The organism is Variovorax sp. P4_B11 (assembly GCF_056402355.1).
In genome coordinates, this window is sequence record NZ_JBFUHO010000036.1 from 56891 (window position 1) to 73425 (window position 16535).

The window sequence follows — 16535 nt, forward strand, 5'->3', positions numbered from 1 at the left end:
TCTACAGTCTGGCCGTCCGTTGACCCGAAACTGCCGGACTTCATCCGCCTCGACCGGCTTAACGCGACAAAACCATAGGGCTGCTCCGCACCGGCTGCCGTCGGTCGAAGCCACCGCCGGGCGTCGGTGCAGCGAAACGGCAACCGCGCTTCGGCAACAATGGACGCTGCGGACGAAGCACTCGGCGCCCCGAACGTGCTCGCTTTGATGTTCGCGCAAGCGAACGCCAAAGCCGCTGCACACCTGACCTCGACACCACCGTACTACTGAAAGGGAGCCTCCATTTTGAACAAGACTGAACTCATCGCCGCCATTGCCGCGGATACGAACCTCACCAAGGCCGACGCTGCCCGGGCTTTCGATTCCGCGCTCGAGCATCTGGCCGGCGCCCTGGCCAAAGGCGAGTCCGTGCAGCTTGTCGGCTTTGGCAACTTCACCGTTTCGAACCGCGCCGAACGTTCGGGTCGCAATCCGTCGACCGGCGAACCGATGACCATCAAGGCGAGCAAGGCAGTGAAGTTCACTGCTGGTAAGTCCCTGAAGGACGCGGTGAATGCAGTGGGGTGACGCGCGCTCGGTGTCCTTGACCCGGACTTCAAGTTCAGACTGATCCCGGTCATACGGCTTCGGCTTGTCGAGCGTCGGCGGCTGACGAAACCCGACATTGACACTTTTCTTCGCGAACGGCCGGTCTAACTTCGGAACTTGACCTTCGCCTGAGACACCATTTCGAACAGACTTCCCGGCGCGACCCCGGACCACCTACTGGGACGTTGGCCGACGCATCGAGCGAATTTGAGCAAGGTGGACACGAGCGCGCCGCCTCTGGCGAAGCCCTGATCGATCGCCTGTCCGCCGACCTGTCAGCTCGATTTGACCGTGGATTCAGTCGGCATAACCTGTGGCGGATGCGGCTCTTCTACACGGCTTGGTCAGCAGACCGTTGATGTCCCAGGAAGTGGTGTAAGTCTTCTTTCACTCGCTGCGCGGTGTAGCCCGAAGCGGCTTGCCGCGCAGCGACCGCTCCCTTCGGGGGTGGCCATCGTGAAGTCCGGATAAGTTTGGGGTGCGACCCACCAAACCTGTCCACAAAGGAAATCACAATGACCACCGCCACTATGGCATTAGCCGAGCTCGCCGAGAAGGGAGCCGATGTCGATGTCCTGCGCCAGATGGTGCAGTTCATGGCCCAGCGTCTGATGGAACTCGATGTCGAAGGCCGCTGCGGCGCTGCCTACGACGAGAAGAATCCCGTTGAGCGCCTCAACAGCCGCAATGGCTACCGCGGGGTCCATTTGATTTCAGTGCAAAAAGTGACGCATCAACCGATGAGCATCGGCGCGGGTTTCGCGCTGGTAGCGCTCGCAAGTCCTTGTCGCTGCACGAGTTTCTGTTACCCCTCGCGCGGCTCTGTGAGGCGCGTCAATGTTGGGTCGATTTCAGCCACTGGCCCTTGTTTTGCCTGCAGTTTGTGACGGCAGGAGCTGCGCCGCATAGCGTTCGACAGGGAAGCGGAAGACGCCCCGCAGGTTGATGCCCTCGAGACGGGTCGGCGCGATGCGCCCCGTCAACTCCGGCGGCACGATCTGGCGTCGGTTGGCCCACCGGTCCAACACCGCCTGCATCTGCGCCGTGTTCCACGCCATCACGATGTTGGCCAACAGGCTCAGCGCGTCGGCCACGGCCTGCATCTCGTCGGCACGCCGGGCCTGGGTCGGCGCGACGCGGCCGGTATAGATCGCGCGCTTGAGCGCGTTTACCGATTCGCCACGGTTGAGAACCCGTCGCAACTCGCGCCGGAAACCGACGTTGACGAAGTAGTCGGCCAGGAACGCCGTCCTCAGCAGCTTGCCCAGTTGTACACCGGCGTCATAGATCGGGTCTCCCCGGGCTGCCGAGCCGAACCTGGCCAGCGCGGTCACCGCGCTGGCATGGCCCAACATCACCGAGGCGGCCAGGTGCACCAGGCTGTCCCAATGGGCTTCAATGAGCGTGGTGTCCACGCTGGCCTGGCAGACAGCAGCGATCTCCCGGGGGATCTTCATGCCCCGTGGCACGAAGAGGTGCCGCTGCTTGAGTTCCTTGAGCCTTGGACACAAGTCGAAGCCCAGTAGTCGGGACAGGGCCATCGCGAAGTCGGTGAAGCCGTGCGTGTCCACAGCGAGTTGGGACGTCTCGATCCGTTCCTGTCGAATGACACCTTCGATGGCGGCGCCCGCCTGGCGCTCATTGAGCACGATCGGCTGCGCGTGGAAGATTCCCCAACGGTCCTGGACGTGGCTGTATACGCCGATGGAAGCCGTCTGGCGCCGCGGGTCCTGGCGTGCTTGCCACACGCGCCGACTCGTCTCCAGGCTCATCATGTCCGAGGAGGCCAGATCGGTTCGGCCCCAGGTCGACGCGATCGGGTGGCGCTGCATGAAATCCAGCGCCGCTTGGCAAGCCTGGGCCAGTCGACGCTCATCGCCGGCCCAGCGCATGGCCTGACGGATGCTGGTGGCGGACAACTGCGGGATCATGCGCGCGCACTCGGCCGCCGTGAGGCTGGTGCCGTGCGCCAGGATGCCGGCATAGGCCATCAGCAGTTCCTGGCCCGTCCTCGGCTCACGTCCGAGCATGATCCAGCTGAACCGCACCTGGGCATCCACGGCCAGGATGACCTCGGGCAGTTGCACCTCGCCAATGCGCTGATCGAGCTGGCTCCGCAGCCTTGTGACTTTGGGATCCTCTTCATCCGCGGCCAACGATGCCAGATGCAACTCGTCGTCGACACGCAGATCGCCAGAACGCGCGGCGGCCGCCACCGCGTCGACGCCGATGAGCACGCGTGCGAGTAGCGGTACCAGGAACTCGCTGGCCTTGGCTGGCAGCTGCAGCCTGGCGTAGTGACGCCGAGCTTCGGCCTGCCAACGCTCCTCGGGCAGGAACAGTCGCTCCCGGCCGCGAAAGCTCAGCGAATGTTCTATCCAGACCGAGCCGTTGCGCACCGCCCGGCGCAGAGCGAGGAGGGTGGCGACCTCCAGTGCCCTGAAGGCACGCTCGCGATCGGGGTCAGCGATGGATTCGCGCCAGGCTGCGCCAAGGCGTGGCGCCATGACCCCGGCTGGAAGGCGCTTGGCGCCGGCGGCGTTCCCGGTTCGCAGCTTGTTCAGCGCATCGAGCGCGGGGTGCTCCCCGGTGGCCTGCCAAGGCAGGCGGCTCACGCCCACCAGCAGCGAGCGCACAGGCGCGATGGCATCGATCAGACGTTGCCGGATGACCGACGCTCGACTCGGCGGACGCTGGGCGCGCTTGGCCGCGACGATCTCGCGCAGGCGCGAACGAAGTTCGGCATCGGGAACAGTGTCATGGGACGCGAGCTCGGAGAGCTGCTGCAGAAGGTCCTGGTATTGCTTTGCCCAATCCATGGAGTCGGCAACACCGTCTGCGCAGTGGCGCCACAGGTCGGCCACTCGGCGTTGGAACATGAAGATGATCTGATCGGTGGCTGTGAGCAGGCAGTAACGCAGGAAGCAGCTCACCTCGAGGGTGCGTGCCGGCTCCTTGATCCTGGCGCTGACCGACGGGGGCCGCCCGGCCATGCGCCGGGCGTAACGGCGCACCAGCACGTCGTTGAGATCACCCAGATGTCGATCGATGCCGAGATCGGTCAGGAACGCGATGCGCTCCAGGACCTCGCTGATCTGGCGCGTGGAATGCCTGGCTGGCGCACTCCACAACCAGCTCTGGCAGTGCTCGCCGTCCGGACGCGGTGTATTGAGCGCCGATGTCCAGCGCTTTGCGGGTCGCGGCAGGCACGGTGGTCAAGATGATCTCTCCGGTGGCCGCCTCGAGTTCAACGAGAGCGGCCGCGACCATGGCGCGGATTCCATCCTGACCTCCTTGCTCATGAGGTCTCGCTCGCCGTCCGGGAACTGCTTCTTGCGTTCCTCGATCGTCATCTTCCAGAGGGTGCGATACAGCCGGGCCGCGACACTCAAGAGGTCGTCGACCGTCGGAACGGCTTGCTCAGGTAGCGTGAGCCTTTCTCACCGAAGCGCCAGGGCAGCTCGATCGCCTTCGAGATGCCGATCCGCGGCCCGACCTCGACCTTCAGCGGCGGGTGCTCGTCGGGTCGCGCGAGCAGCGCGAAGGGCGGCGCGTCCAGCGCCATGCCGTTGAGGCTGCCGTCGACACCGAGCGCCTGGCCGACCCGGCCAGGGCCAGCGCACAGCAGCCGCAGGTCCTCGAGACCGCGCCGCTTTCGCATGCGCGCAACGCCGTGGGTCGGCTCCAACGCGCGGATCAGCACCCCGGCGCCGTGCCCTGACTCGCGGCAGACGAAGTTGAGACACCAGTGGATGCCGTAGGAACGGTAGACGTAGGCGTGCCCTGGTGGTCCGAACAGCGCGGCATTGCGCGGCCGCGGGCCGCCGAAGCTGTGAGCCGCCGGCTCGGTGCTGTCGTAGGCTTCGGTCTCGACGATGCGTCCGCCCACGCCATCGACCAGCAGGGTGACGCCGATCAGCCGGCGCGCGACTTCGTGCGACAGGCCTTCGAAGCCGATCGACGCGGCAGCCGGGAGCARGGCGGCGGAAGACATCTGCGCCGCATGTTATCCGCGCGGGAGAAAATCGGGGTCGGACGAAGGGCCTTCCGAAGCGAGACTCGTTGTCGCAGGCGGCCCACAGTCCCCGGTGGCGCATGGCCTGGCAGGTGGCATCATCAGCTCAAGATGACCTCCCTCAAGGCTCGCCRACGGCGACAAGGCGCTCTGTCATGAGAGCGTTTCACCGCTTTCATCGCCACCTCGGCGTCGACGCYGACAAGCCCGGCGGCAAGTCGGCGGTCATGCTGGCCTTCGCGGCAGGAACTTCGATCGCCCTCGTGAAGACGCTGGCYGCGGTTCTGACCGGCTCCGCGTCAATGACCGCCGAGGCCGTGCACTCATGGGTCGATGGCCTCACGGACAGCTTCCTCGTYGCCGCATATCTCGCCGCCCGGCGTCCCGCCGACGGGCAGCATCGGCTCGGCTATGGCCGGGAGTCGTATGTCTGGTCGATGTTCGGCTCGATCGCCATGCTCGCCTTGGGCGCGCAAGTCGGGATATGGCGCGGCATCCATCAGCTCAGCATGCCCGACGCGCCGACGGACTACCGGTTTGGGTACGCCGTCATCATCGGATCGTTCGCGTTGCAAAGCGTCTCGACCTTCCAGGCGCTTCGATTCCTGCGCCGACGTGCGGCTGCGCTTCAGCGGAGTGCGGTCAAGCACGTGCTCGAGACCTCCGATTCGCAACTGCGGACGGTAGTGACTCAGGACTTCTTGGCGCTGGTTGGTCTTGCCGTTGCGGGGCTGGGCATGCTGCTGCACGACGTCACCGGCAATGTGGCGTACGACGCAGCAGGCTCGATCGTCGTGGGCTTGCTGATGGGGATCGCAGGGCTGTTTCTGGTCAATTTGAACCGTCGCTACCTSGCCGGGATGCCGCTGCCCGTCGATCGRCGGRCGATTGCGATCGGGCTGCTGAAGCAGTCGCCCGACGTCAAGAGAGTCACCCTCCTGTACACCGAGTTCATCGGCCCGGATCGCATCCTTCTCGTTGCGCGCATCGAGATCGCCGGCGAGCATTCCCAAGCCGAACTCGCCCGAATCCTGCGCCGGCTGGAGCAGCAGATCATGACCCACAGGAACGTCGGCATCGCCACTTTGACTCTGGCCGCCCCCGAGGAAGAGGAAATCAACAATTAGGCGCGGCGGTATTGGCTTGAGATCGWCGACTGCGAGCGTGACGCAAGCGTCGCGGCTACCAGAGCCTCCAYCAAGGCCGACGCAGCCGCATGTGCTGTGGTCGGGTGTCGAGGCGATCGATGATGCTGGCCGCCGCGCCGAAGCGATTGGCGGGTTCGGTTTGCTGATCCGATGATCCKGCGGCCAGATGTGGCTGTGTCTTGCGTCGGGCGTGAGGTGTCTCGATTCAGCGAAGCGGAGACTGTGTCCGGAGGAGGCATGAGAGCAATTYTGGCAGGAGCTTTCCAGTTGAGGTGTGATGAACTTCGCGCGATTGCTGTCTATTGCAGGCGCGGCGAAGCAGGGCCGCCTACTTGTGCAGGCGCGGAGATGGCGTCAACGCCGCCACGCTCGAGCAGCCATTGAAATAACATTTAACATAATTACTCTTTGTCGTCGATGTTTCTACGTGTTGACACGAGAGCCGCTGCCGGCTAAAGTAGGGCCTCGTTCAAGGAGATGCGTCGTGGGTGCGATATCGATCAAAGCTGAGCAGACAGTCCAAGAGTGGGGCAACGGCTTGGCCGTGCGACTGACCGCGCCGGTTGCGCGCGCGGCGCACCTGGTGCGAGGAATGCCGGTCATTGTTGAGGTTGTCGAAGGCGGCATTTTCCTGCGTGTGCAGGGTGAACCCAAGCTCTCGTTGGCGCAAAAGCTCAAAGCATTCGAGCCGTCCAAGCACAGCGGTGAGGCCATGGCTGCGGGCCGGTTAGGGGCAGAGTCGTTCTGATGGCGACGCGCGCGCCTTGGGTTCCTGAGCGACGAGACATCATCTGGATCGACTTCAATCCACAGGTAGGTCGAGAGATGAAGGACATGCATCCAATGCTGGTGCTGTCCCCGAAGGCATTCAACGACCGTACGAGCATCGTTATCGGTTTGCCCATGACAACAGCGACGTACAACGCCTCCAACCCGTTCGCTATCCGGTTTGTCGGGCCGAAGGACATAGAGAGCTACGTTCTTGCGCATCAGCCCAAGTCGTTTGACTGGCGAGTCCGGCGGGCAAAGGCCCATCCGTGGAAGCAGGTGCCGCCATCCGTGCTCGAAGCGGCGTGCGAAGCGCTCAATCAGATCATTGAGATCTGAGTTCCATTCCGACGTCGATTGACAGAAATCTTCTTGCACAAATTTAGACAAGCCCTGTAGATCCTCCAGCACAGAGCCCTGTTCGTGTTGACGAACGCGCCGTCGTTCGTTGAGCGATGGGTTCGTGCGCCTGGAACGCGAGCGTTCCGGGTGACTGGTGGCACATGGATGAACCCGCCATCGCCCACGTCGGGGTGTTTGACACAATTGTCGATCCGGCTCATGTGATGAGTTCCTTCTGCATCGGATGCTCAGCTGCGGGCACGAGGTTTCCAAGGTCGCCTGGCGATTCGTCATAACCACTGCTCGCCTCGATGGCCATTCGGTACCCCATCGCGCGATAGCCTCGCTGACGCTTGTCCCACATCCGCAGCAATGTCGGGTGGCCGGTATCGACGAAGTCGATGATCCGGACATCGGTCTTGCCGGCGTGTTCCCGGTGCAAGCGGCCTGCGTACTGCTGCAGCGTGCCCTTCCAAGAAACCGGCATCGCCAGCACCAAGGTATCCAGCGGCGGATGATCGAAACCTTCTCCAACGAGTTTTCCGGTGGCCAGTAGGATGCGCGGTGCCTGCGGCGCCAGCGCGCCAAGCGCTGCAATGAGGGCGGCCCGCTGCTTCTTTGACATCCGACCGTGCAGTACGAAGGGCGGTGGCCGCTGCGCTGCCAGTGCCGAGAGGATGGCCTCGAGGTGCTCGGTGCGCTCGGTCAGCACCAGAACCTTGCGGCCTTGCTCGAAGGCCATCGTGACCTCGGCGGCGATGGCTTGCGTCCGGGCCAAGTCATTAGCAAGGTGCCGGAACACGTCCTGAATGCCCGCTGAGGTCGGCAGGTCGATGCGGGAAGACCGTGATCTCGGTAGCACCTCCAGGTCGTGCGGTGCGCTGGCCGGTCTGGCCGCCGTGTGCCGGATGGGCCCGCATTGCATGAAGATGATCGGCTGCTGGCCATCACGGCGAATCGGCGTGGCGGTCAGGCCGAGCACGAACTTCGCCTTGGTCCGTTTGAGGATGGCATCGAACGACGTGGCGCCAACATGGTGGCATTCATCGACGATGACCTGTCCGTAGGTCTCAACCAGCGCATTGACCTCACCCTGACGGGACAGGGACTGCATCACGGCGATGTCGATCTTGCCAGTGGGTTTGGCTTTGCCGCCTCCAATGGTGCCGACCATGCCCTTGCCTGCGCCGAGAAAGGCTTGCAGCCGCTCCTGCCATTGCTTGAGCAGCTCGGTTCGATGCACCAGCACCAAGGTGTTCACGCCGCGCTTGGCGATGATGGCGGCCGCCGTGACCGTCTTGCCGAATGCGGTCGGCGCGCACAGCACGCCCGCATCATGACGCAGCATGGCCGACACAGCCACCTCCTGGTCATGCCGCAAGGTGCCGACGAAGCTGACATCGATGGCCTCCCCTCGATACCGCTCGTCCCGCAGGTCGCAGCGGATGCCGTTGTCCTTCAGCAATGCTTGGGCGGCGTCGAGGCAGCCGCGCGGCAACGCGATGTGCTGCGGGTAGTTCTCGGCATTGCCGATCACGCGCGGCTTGTCCCACACCGACATCCGCATGGCCTGGGCCTTGTAGAACTCGGGGTTCTGGAAGGCTGCCAGCCGGATCAGGCGATTGGCCAGCGCTTGGGGCAGCTCGCTCTTCTCGAAATAGACCATGTTGGCCAGCGTCACGCTCAAGGCCTCAGGCATCGCGCCCGCCAGCTTCATTGACGTGGTGGCCTCGCGCTTCCACGGCGTGGCCCAGTCCTCATCGTCGATGAAGGTCACGTCAAGGGGGTGAATGCCGCCGGTGGCACGCAGGATGGTCGGCTCGATGTCGTGCGGTTCCATGGGCTGGATGGACGCGAGGAATGCCCACTGGTTGCGGTGCGGGTGCAGATCGGCATCGACGAAGACGCTGCAGCCGTTCTCGCGTGGGTGCTTCTGTAGCGGAAGGGCAATCAGGTTGCCGAAACCGCCTTTGGGCATCGTGTCCTGGTTGGGAAACAGGCGGTCGTAGGACGCCAGTTTGAGCTGCCGGGTTCGTGCGCAGGTATGGCTGATGACGGCCGTCCCCAGGCGCCGGGCGTCCCGTGCAGAGACCCGCCCCGCAAAGAAGATCCAGGCATGCGCGCCCCGGCCAGAGCGTGAAATCTCCAGCGCCGCTGGCACGCCCAGCTCGTTGCAGGACTGCATGAACGCTCGGGCATCCTCCTGCCACTCGGCCTCGTCGAAATCGACCGCCAGGAAGTGGCAGGTGTCGTCCTCCAGCAGCGGGTAGACCCCTACCGTGTGCTGGCCGGCCAGATGGTCATGGATCACCGCATCGGACAGGGGGATCAGCAGGCGGTGGGCACAGTCGCCGCACTTGATCCGCGGCTTCTCGCAGACGCCGTCCCGCCACTCGTTGCCGCAGGCCGGTGCGTAGCCCGATTTGCCTGAGGTCTTGCCTTCCCAGCGGACCGGATAGACATCCGGGCGACCACGGAACAGCCGCCGAAACAACGCCACCTTCTCGGCGGTGGACAGGCGTGATGGCTCGGATTCGGGATCGGGCCCTGGGGCCGAGGCTGCCGGCGCGGGCGATGATGGCGGGCGCCATTCACGCCATTCAATCCCGTGCGATTCCAGCAGCGCCACCAGCCGGGCGTTCTCCGCCTGCAAGGCCGCGAACCCATCGTGCTCAGTCATCATCGCGCCCGTGTTCTGCGAGCAAGTTGTCCATGTCTTCACCGACGCCGTAGCCGATGTCGTGGCTGGCGTGGCGAACCGCATCCAGGCGCGCCCACAGTGCCGGGTGCTGCGCTTGCGGCAAGTTGGCGAAGGCCTTCAGCGCTTGGCCGAACATCCGCACCAGTGCCTCCAAGTAGCCCTCGTCCTGCAGGCCGACATCACGGCTGAAACCCGAGGCCCGCTCGCAATAGAAGACCATCAGCTCGGCCAGCCCTTCGGGGGTGCCCAGTGCCTTTTTGTAGTCCGCCACGGCCTTCTTGGCCTTGGCCACCGAGGTGTCCTGGTTCTTGAACACATCGGGCCAGAGCCAGCGATCGATGGTGGCTTTGTAGGGCTGGAGCACGTCGTCGCCGAGGTGCAACCGAGTGTGCAGAAAAGCCCGCGTATCTTTGCTTGCGGCGTAGAGGTCTTGCACCAGGGCGAACAGGCCGGCACGGTCGAAGTCGGCCAGCTTGGCCTTGACGTCGGTCCACGATGGATTCGCTGTCTTCGTTGCCATGTGAGCGCTCGTTTTCATGGGGCGAGGAGGAGCATGGTGCAGCGTATTGTGGCTTCTTGTGCTGGGTTAGGTGCTTCATGCGGACCCGAGCTTCTGGAACTCGCTGCGCAACAGCGCGACGACCTCGGGCAGGTCCATGGCATCCAGCCGATTTTTCTTCAGGAAGGCGGCCCACTGGGTTTGCTTCGTCGCATTCTGCGCGAATGCATCGCTCAAGCCCGACGGCAGAGTGTTGGGCATTGCGAGTTGACGCCGCGCAAAGGTGGCCACGACCGCGCGGCGTAGTTCAGCGGGTTCCAATGCGCCTTCGGTCAGCAGCACCCAAAGATCAAAATAGTCCTTCATGCGGGTGTTGGCCATGCCCAGCAGGCATATCGCATGGAACTTCTCAGCCACTACCCGTGCACTTCGGGTAGGCGCGCAGCCGCGGAGCGGGGAGGTCCTCGAGCAGGACCGGGTAGTTCATCTAGTTCATCGATTCAGGTGCTGGCGTCACCACATCTCCGAAACCAATGTCCACCTGCAATGCGATGCGCGCCCCGTCCAGCTGCGCCTGCAGGTCGATCCGCACGCCGCCGTAGCCCGCTTGCTTGCGGATGACCGAGGCCTTGACGGAGGCTGGATCAAACGCAATGCCATCCTCCGCCGCGATCTGGCAGATCTCGCGAAAGGCCGAAACTGCGGTGTCGACGTCGTCCGGTCCGAATCCGAGAAGGTCAGCATCGCGCGTCGGCCGATGCGGTTGGTCGTACCACAGCGAAAACAGCAGGGCGCCTTTGAACAGGTAGTTCGCGGCATGCGGCGAGGTTGACAGCCGGTACAGGAGCCTCTCCAACCCATAGTGGGTGAGCGTCAGGTTGAAATCCTGCTTCGTCGCATCGGCGCGCTGCTTCAAGCGGGCTCGGATGGATGCAGCCAGATTGCGACTCATGCCGGGACGCTTTCAAGGTAGGGGCGCATCACATTGGCCACACGATCCACTGTGGCGTAATGCCATAGCGCATCCATCGTCAACTTGCGTTGCGACCATCCGTCGCGAAGGGCTTCCAGCCGATCTTGTTGCGATACTTGAAACAGTCGGCGACCGTCTTGGCTGCGTTGAACACGGGTACCCTCACGCCATCGATCAGGACCTGTTCGATACCTTCGGTCAACGCGGCCCCCGACATGCGGCGCGAAGCATCGGCTGGTCCAGGCAGGGCGTTGGCGAGTGGTGAGGAATCGCCATCCAGACCTCGAACGGCGCCTGTGTGCCGATGCCGTGGACGCGCAGCGCTGACAGAGGCACACCACGCCACGCGGCACGCGCAACGCCACTTCAGCCAGAGACCGGTGCTCGCTGAGTGCGCGCCCTGGCAGGCTGTAGACGCCGCGGGCGAGGCGCTCGAGCTTGCCCGCGGTGACGAGCCGGCTGAGCACCACCGTTGGCAGACTCTGCTCGGTCAGATCCCGCGCGCGAAGAAGTGGCTGTCGTTCGGCGAGCGCGAGGACGGCTTGTTCGAGCGTGAAATTTGAGCCCGAGGTCATTCTGGGAGTACGTTGTAATGGTTAGTTATTTATCAATAAACGACTAGATAACGCAACACTTGCCTGCGCTCTGAATGTCTGACTCGAGCTCCGCAGAGCCCGGGAAATATCACTCGTTGAGCAGCAGGATTTGCCTGTTGCTTCTGAGGACTTCGGTCGCGGGCACCATCATCAACGCGGTGGTGCCGCAGTGCATGCAGGGCCGTCGCGGGACGTGCGTGAGACTGCCAGAACGCCAAGAGTCGGGTTCGGCCCGGTCAATATTCAACATAATTGTTTGCCCAAATCTGGCGCTCCAAGCGTGAGGCTGGCGTTTGAGGCCGGGGTGGATGATCGGCGGGGCGCCGATTCCGGTGGGTTGACAAGCCGGCGCGATGTAGATACATTTGTATCTACACACAACGCGCCCGGAGTCCGCCATGCAGCAATCCACCGCCAAACTCTTCGCCACCGGCGGCAGCCAGGCTGTACGCCTGCCGGCCGAGTTCCGCTTCGAGGGCGCCGCCGAGGTCTACATTCGCCGGGATGAAATCACGGGCGACGTCATCCTGTCGGCACGCTCGCCGGTGGACTGGAGATCGTTCATGCAGCTGCGCGAGCAGTTGGGCCCGGTGCCCCATGACTTCCTGACCGACCGCGAGCAGGGCGAGCAACAGCGTGATCCCTTCGAGGGCTGGAAGGAATGACCCTCTACATGTTGGACACCAACGCGGCGAGCGAAGCGATGCGCGGCCACCCCGCGTTCGATGCGAAATTGCAGGCGCTGCCGCCCGGCCAGTGGTGTATCTCGGCCGTGACCTGCTCGGAGATCCGCTATGGCGTGGCCAAGCGGCCCGAGGCCGTGCGGCTGCATCGGATCGTGGACGAGTTCCTGCGCATCGTGCCCATCCTGCCCTGGGACGCCAAGGCGGCAACCCGCCATGGCGAGCTGCGCGCCGATCTGAAAGCGCGCGGCATGCCCATAGGCGACTTCGACGAGATGATCGCGGCGCACGCCTTGGCCCTCGGAGCCGTGGTAGTCACGGACAACACCCGACACTTTGCGCGCGTGCCGGGTCTTGTGATCGAGAACTGGCTACGGCCGGCCGGTCACTGAGGCAGCAACGACAGGAGATCGAAATGGAGCGACAAGCATTGCATGAGGACGCCGTGACGCCGCGACCGCTCGCATGATGCGGCCGAATCCGCGGGGCCGGACCATTGTCAGGACGGAGCAGGTGCTGCAGCAGCGGCCGATGGTGGACCCGTTGGTTGAAAGTCCGCCCATGAATTCCGGCTAGTTCGCGAGCGGATCCGCTGGCCGTGCTCATTTCGTATTGGCCAAATCGCCTCATTAATTTAACATAAGATACATTGTTGTGTTGCATTAAAGTCTGTCGCCCTTGGATGATCTCGGCGACATTTATCGGCGAGCCGCAAGAGGATCGAGCCCGGTACCGAAGCGTCCTTGCGCAGATGCGCCAAGGTATCTCCGAGCGAGAGATCGCGTGAGGCCAAACCTGCCGCCCCAAGGATACAGATCCAATGTCCAATACCGCACAAGCACAGATATCCCGCGCCGATCGCCTTCGTCAGAATCCATTCGCGAAATGGCTTTCACCACTTCCTGGGACATCGACCCCGCCGCCGACTCACTCCGGCTGGATTCCCGCCTCCTTGACGACCTTGCCCCACTTGGCGAGGTCGGACTTGATCACCGCGGCGTACTCCTGCGGCGTTCCGCCCTGGATCTCGATGCCGGCGGCCTCCAGCTTGGCTCGCACATCGGGCAGCTTCAGCGCAGCGTTGATCTCGGCATTGAGCTTGGTGACGATCGCCTTGGGCGTCCCGGCCGGCGCCAGGAACCCGCCATTGGTATTGGCGTCGTAGCCCTTGAGCCCTTGTTCCTCCGCGGTCGGCACGTCCGGCAGGGACGCTGCCCGCTTCCGGGTCGACACCGCAACGGCGCGTGCGTTGCCRGCCTTCACCTGCGACTGGATGGCGCTGATCGTGTCGATGTAGAGCGCGGTGCGCCCGGCCAGCAGATCCGGCTGGGCGGCGGAAGACCCTTTGTAGGGAACCAGCAGCATCTGCACGCCGCTGGCCATGCGGAACATCTCGGCCGCCATTTCCTGTGCACTGCCGCGCCCGGACGTGGCGACCTTGGCCTGGTCCGGATTGGCCTTCATCCAGGCCACGAACTCGGGCAGTGTCTTGGCGGGAATCTGCGGGTAGATGGCGAACACCAGCGGAACCTCGTGGGTGTAGACGATGGGCTCGAAGCTTTTCTCCGGATCCCAGCCCAGGTTCTTGAACAGGAACTTGTTGGTGTTGTGGCTGCCACCCACGATGCCGATGGTGTAGCCATCGGGCGCCGATTTGGCGAGCACATCGGTGCCGAGGTTGTTCGATGCGCCAGGCCTGTTGTCGATGACCACCGGCTGCCCCATCGACAGCGCGAGCTTGTCGCCGACGACGCGGGCGATCGTGTCGATCGCGCCGCCCGGCGGGGCGGGCACGATGATCTTGATGGCGTGGGTCGGGTAGGCCTGGGCCGATGCCAAGGCCGGCACCACGGCCAGGGCCGCCGAGACGGCAAGGATCTTGAACGGGGATGTGAGTTGCATGGGGTGTCTCCTTTTGCTGAGGGGTCGAATCGTCATGCAGCGCCGGCGGGCCCGTCGATGCCCGTGGCTCTGCATCGGGTTCTCTAGCCGCGCCCGACGAAGGGCATGGCGCTGGCCATGACGGTCATGTTCAGCACGTTGGCGCCGAGCGGCAGCGCTGCGATGTGACGCACCGCGTCGGCCACGTGCTTCGCGTCCATCATGGGTTCGGGCGCGACCGTGCCGTTGGCCTGCAAGACCCCGCGCGTCATGCGCTCGGACAGCTCGGTCAGCGCATTGCCGATGTCGATCTGGCTGGCCACGATRTTGAATGCACGGCCGTCCAGAGCCAGGGCCTTGGTCAGGCCCGACACCGCGTGCTTGCTGGCGGTATAGGGCGCGGTAAAGGGGCGCGGCGCGTGCGCCGATACCGAGCCGTTGTTGATGATGCGTCCGCCCTGCGGYGAYTGGCGGCGCATGAGTCCGAAGGCCGCGCGCGCRCACAGGAACACGCCGGTCACGTTGGTGTTCAGCACGCTGAACCATTTCTCCAGCGGCARYTCGTCCATCGGCACCGCCGGGGCGTTCACGCCGGCRTTGTTGAACARSAGATCCAGTCGKCCGAAGCTGCGTTCGATCGCGGTGAACAGCGCCTGCACGCTGTCGGGATCKGTCACGTCGGTGGGCACGGCCATCACTGTCTGGCCCCGCGCCTCGGCCTCGGCGGCCAGTGCCTGCAGGGGCTCGGCACGGCGGCCGGCCAACACGACGGCCCAGCCGTCGGCCAGCAGCCCGAGGGCCGCGCTGCGGCCGATGCCGCTGCCTGCGCCGGTGACCAAGGCGATCTTCTTGGAGGTGGTTGCGCTCAAGGGGCGTCTCCTGACGTGGGTGATGTGGAGCGGTGGCAGACGCGGACGGGTGCAGGCGCGGCGTCCACGGTCACGGAGAAGCGGCCGATGTCCGCCACTCCCCCGCTGACGACATCGCCTGATTGCARCGYGCCCACGCCTGCGGGTGTGCCGGTGTAGATCAGATCACCGGGCGCGAGCGTCACCGACCTCGACAGCATGGCCACCAGTTCGGGCACCGGCCACAAGAGGTCGGACAGATCGGCGCGCTGACGCTCGATGCCGTTGACCGCCAGMCACACAGCCCCYTGCCGGGGGTGGCCGCACAGCGCAACCGGCACGAGCGGCGTGCAGGGGGCCGAGTGGTCGAAGGCCTTGGCGGCCTCCCAGGGACAACCGGCACGCTTGGCTTGCTGCTGCAGGTCGCGCCGCGTGAGATCCAGGCCTGCGCCATAGCCCCAGACGTGATGCGGCTCCACCTGCGCCGGATCGATGTCCCGACCGCCATGACCGATGGCCACGACCATTTCGATCTCATGGCAGAAGTCCCCGGTACCCGGGGGATAAGGCAGCAGGCCGCGCGCCTGCACCACCGCGCTGGCGGGCTTCATGAACCAGGCCGGAAGGTCCGGGGGGCCGGCCTGCTCGTCCTGGTCCCAGCGGTAGTTGCGGCCGATGCAGAACACGCGGCCCACCGGGAAAAGCGCTGTCTGACCCCACACRGGCAGCGTGGTCAGTGCCGGCGCGGGAAATACGAGATCCTTCATGGACATGCCCTGGRGTTCAGGTAGTCAGGCTCATCGCCGGGCGTTCGCCTGCCAAAGCTTGGGCGATGCCGGCAAGCACCATCTCGCCCATGGCGGTGCGGGTCTCCCAGGTGGCACTGGCGCGATGGGCCTGAAGGGTCACGCGGTCGGATTGGCGCAGCGCCAGGGGAACGTGAGGTTCGTCGACGAACACGTCCAGGCCCGCACCGGCAATGCGACCGGCGGTCAGCGCCTCTGTCAGGTCGGCCTCGTTGACCAGACGGCCGCGCGCAACATTGACCAGGAAGCCGCGGGGTCCGAGGGCATCGAGCACGGCCGCGTTGACGATGCCTTCAGCCGAGTCCGCGGCCGCACACAGCACCAGCGCGTCGGAGTCGCGCGCGAGGTCCACCAAGTCCGGGACGAAGCTGTGCGCAACGTCGTCCATGGCACGCAGATCGGTATAGCGGATCGGGCAACCGAAGGCCGCTGCCCTGACCGCGACCGCGCGGCCCACCCGCCCCATGCCGACGATGCCGAGGCGCATGCCGCTGAACCGGCGGGCCAGCGGGATGGCGCTGGGCTGGGGGAAGCGTTCCCACTGGCCGTCGCGCACGAAGCGGTCGCCGGCACACAGGTTTCGACATGCGGCGATCAGCAAGCCGATGGCCAGATCGGCCACGTCTTCGGTCAGCGCGCCAAGTGTCGCGGTGACGGGCAGGCCACGTTCCCGGCAGTACGCCAGAT

General features: G+C 64.7%; 15 protein-coding genes and 3 pseudogenes. 8 read left to right on the forward strand and 10 right to left on the reverse strand.

Going from position 1 to position 16535, the window contains the following annotated elements; translation table 11 throughout:
- Nucleotides 1-285: 285 nt before the first annotated feature.
- The 3 genes and pseudogenes from AC1DYD_RS26690 to AC1DYD_RS26700 all read left to right on the forward strand — a co-directional run.
- On the forward strand, nucleotides 286-567 hold the full coding sequence (locus tag AC1DYD_RS26690; RefSeq protein ID WP_478175768.1) for an HU family DNA-binding protein: 282 nt from the start codon (nucleotides 286-288) through the stop codon (nucleotides 565-567).
- 206 nt (nucleotides 568-773) lie between these two features.
- A complete protein-coding gene (locus AC1DYD_RS26695) occupies nucleotides 774-947 on the forward strand; it encodes a DUF1016 N-terminal domain-containing protein (RefSeq protein ID WP_478175769.1) in 174 nt (57 codons plus the stop codon).
- A gap of 156 nt (nucleotides 948-1103) precedes the next feature.
- Nucleotides 1104-1286, forward strand: a pseudogene (locus tag AC1DYD_RS26700) (transposase); the annotation flags it as partial.
- Between the two features lie 153 nt (nucleotides 1287-1439).
- Here AC1DYD_RS26700 and AC1DYD_RS26705 read toward each other — a convergent pair.
- Together AC1DYD_RS26705 and AC1DYD_RS26710 are read right to left on the reverse strand one after the other, a co-directional pair.
- On the reverse strand, nucleotides 1440-3719 hold the full coding sequence (locus AC1DYD_RS26705; RefSeq protein WP_478175770.1) for a Tn3 family transposase: 2280 nt from the start codon (nucleotides 3717-3719) through the stop codon (nucleotides 1440-1442).
- A 257-nt stretch (nucleotides 3720-3976) separates the two neighbouring features.
- Entirely contained in the window at nucleotides 3977-4582 is a 606-nt protein-coding gene (locus AC1DYD_RS26710) for a DNA-3-methyladenine glycosylase (RefSeq protein WP_478175771.1), read from the reverse strand.
- A gap of 176 nt (nucleotides 4583-4758) precedes the next feature.
- Here AC1DYD_RS26710 and AC1DYD_RS26715 point away from each other — a divergent pair, with 176 nt between their 5' ends.
- From AC1DYD_RS26715 to AC1DYD_RS26725, 3 genes are all read left to right on the forward strand, one after another.
- Nucleotides 4759-5730, forward strand: a complete 972-nt coding sequence (locus AC1DYD_RS26715; RefSeq protein WP_478175772.1) for a cation diffusion facilitator family transporter — start codon at nucleotides 4759-4761, stop codon at nucleotides 5728-5730.
- Between the two features lie 505 nt (nucleotides 5731-6235).
- Complete coding sequence (locus AC1DYD_RS26720; RefSeq protein WP_478175773.1) at nucleotides 6236-6499, forward strand: AbrB/MazE/SpoVT family DNA-binding domain-containing protein; 264 nt, start codon at nucleotides 6236-6238, stop codon at nucleotides 6497-6499.
- Complete coding sequence (locus AC1DYD_RS26725; protein ID WP_478175774.1) at nucleotides 6499-6858, forward strand: type II toxin-antitoxin system PemK/MazF family toxin; 360 nt, start codon at nucleotides 6499-6501, stop codon at nucleotides 6856-6858. The genes AC1DYD_RS26720 and AC1DYD_RS26725 overlap by 1 nt, the downstream gene beginning before the upstream one ends.
- Nucleotides 6859-7078: 220 nt before the next feature.
- Here the strand turns inward: AC1DYD_RS26725 and AC1DYD_RS26730 are convergent, their stop codons facing one another.
- The 4 genes and pseudogenes from AC1DYD_RS26730 to AC1DYD_RS26745 all read right to left on the reverse strand — a co-directional run bounded on the left by AC1DYD_RS26730 (nucleotide 7079) and on the right by AC1DYD_RS26745 (nucleotide 11609).
- Nucleotides 7079-9544: a TOTE conflict system archaeo-eukaryotic primase domain-containing protein gene (locus AC1DYD_RS26730; protein WP_478175775.1), complete on the reverse strand. Its 2466-nt coding sequence runs from the start codon at nucleotides 9542-9544 to the stop codon at nucleotides 7079-7081.
- On the reverse strand, nucleotides 9534-10082 hold the full coding sequence (locus tag AC1DYD_RS26735) for a hypothetical protein (protein WP_478175776.1): 549 nt from the start codon (nucleotides 10080-10082) through the stop codon (nucleotides 9534-9536). Before AC1DYD_RS26735 ends, AC1DYD_RS26730 begins: the two co-directional genes overlap by 11 nt.
- A 75-nt stretch (nucleotides 10083-10157) precedes the next feature.
- Nucleotides 10158-11013: pseudogene (locus tag AC1DYD_RS26740) on the reverse strand (nucleotidyl transferase AbiEii/AbiGii toxin family protein).
- Nucleotides 11010-11609: pseudogene (locus AC1DYD_RS26745) on the reverse strand (type IV toxin-antitoxin system AbiEi family antitoxin domain-containing protein). Before AC1DYD_RS26745 ends, AC1DYD_RS26740 begins: the two co-directional pseudogenes overlap by 4 nt.
- Before the next feature lie 419 nt (nucleotides 11610-12028).
- On the opposite strand from AC1DYD_RS26745, the gene AC1DYD_RS26750 reads away from it, so the two are divergent.
- Together AC1DYD_RS26750 and AC1DYD_RS26755 are read left to right on the forward strand one after the other, a co-directional pair.
- Nucleotides 12029-12295, forward strand: coding sequence for an antitoxin (locus tag AC1DYD_RS26750; RefSeq protein ID WP_478175777.1), 267 nt, complete (start codon nucleotides 12029-12031; stop codon nucleotides 12293-12295).
- Nucleotides 12292-12705 carry a PIN domain-containing protein gene (locus tag AC1DYD_RS26755; RefSeq protein ID WP_478175778.1) on the forward strand — a complete coding sequence of 138 codons (414 nt, stop codon included), beginning with the start codon at nucleotides 12292-12294 and terminating at the stop codon, nucleotides 12703-12705. The genes AC1DYD_RS26750 and AC1DYD_RS26755 overlap by 4 nt, the downstream gene beginning before the upstream one ends.
- Nucleotides 12706-13240: 535 nt before the next feature.
- On the opposite strand, the gene AC1DYD_RS26760 is transcribed toward AC1DYD_RS26755, so the two are convergent.
- The 4 genes from AC1DYD_RS26760 to AC1DYD_RS26775 form a co-directional block, all read right to left on the reverse strand.
- Nucleotides 13241-14215, reverse strand: a complete 975-nt coding sequence (locus tag AC1DYD_RS26760) for a Bug family tripartite tricarboxylate transporter substrate binding protein (RefSeq protein ID WP_478175779.1) — start codon at nucleotides 14213-14215, stop codon at nucleotides 13241-13243.
- A gap of 83 nt (nucleotides 14216-14298) precedes the next feature.
- Nucleotides 14299-15063 carry an SDR family oxidoreductase gene (locus AC1DYD_RS26765; RefSeq protein ID WP_478175780.1) on the reverse strand — a complete coding sequence of 255 codons (765 nt, stop codon included), beginning with the start codon at nucleotides 15061-15063 and terminating at the stop codon, nucleotides 14299-14301.
- Nucleotides 15060-15809: a fumarylacetoacetate hydrolase family protein gene (locus tag AC1DYD_RS26770; RefSeq protein ID WP_478175781.1), complete on the reverse strand. Its 750-nt coding sequence runs from the start codon at nucleotides 15807-15809 to the stop codon at nucleotides 15060-15062. Before AC1DYD_RS26770 ends, AC1DYD_RS26765 begins: the two co-directional genes overlap by 4 nt.
- Before the next feature lie 16 nt (nucleotides 15810-15825).
- Nucleotides 15826-16535 (reverse strand): NAD(P)-dependent oxidoreductase (locus AC1DYD_RS26775; RefSeq protein WP_478175782.1); only part of this gene is annotated, 710 nt, incomplete at its 5' end.